Below are 598 nucleotides of genomic sequence, written 5' to 3' on the forward strand. Positions count from 1 at the left end.
CGCCATGCCGCTCGTCCGACCTGTCGACAGCATCACCCTATGGGGTCGCAACGCGGAAAAGGCCGAAGCCCTGGCCCGGCAGGTCGAGCAAGAGACCGGGTTCCCGGTGATGGTTGCGACTTCGCCGGCCGAAGCCGCAGATGGTGCCGATATCATCTGCACCACGACGGCCGCGAGCGAGCCAGTGCTGCTGTCGCATGACGTGGCGGCGGGCACGCACATCAACCTCGTTGGATCGAGCCACGCGGGGCCGGTGGAGATCGACGACAGGCTGGTGGTGCGGTCACGCTTCTTTCCCGACCACCGCGAAGGCGTGCTGCGGCAGGGCGCCGAATTCCTTCGCGCCCGCGACGCCGGCCTGATCGACGAAGGCCATGTCCTGCCCGAGATCGGCCATGTCCTCGCTGGCAACGCCGAAGGGCGTAGAAGCGAGACCGACGTCACGATTTACAAGTCGCTCGGTTCCATTGTGCAGGACCTGGCCTGCGCCGCCTGGCTCGATCGCGGCGACTGAACGCCTATTCCTTCTGGAGATGCGCGAGGGGAGACTCGAACGAACCGGCATAGCCGTCTTCGCCGTAGGTTTCGCGGACCGTCC

General features: G+C 66.2%; 1 protein-coding gene. It reads left to right on the top strand.

Features of this window, described 5'->3' with window-relative positions:
• The coding region (locus AWV70_RS21875) for an ornithine cyclodeaminase family protein (protein WP_201024446.1) at nt 1-514 on the top strand (514 nt) is incomplete at its 5' end.
• Between the last annotated feature and the right edge of the window lie 84 nt (nt 515-598).

Source organism: Sporosarcina koreensis, from assembly GCF_001531445.1.
GTDB classification, from domain to species: domain Bacteria; phylum Bacillota; class Bacilli; order Bacillales_A; family Planococcaceae; genus Sporosarcina; species Sporosarcina koreensis_C.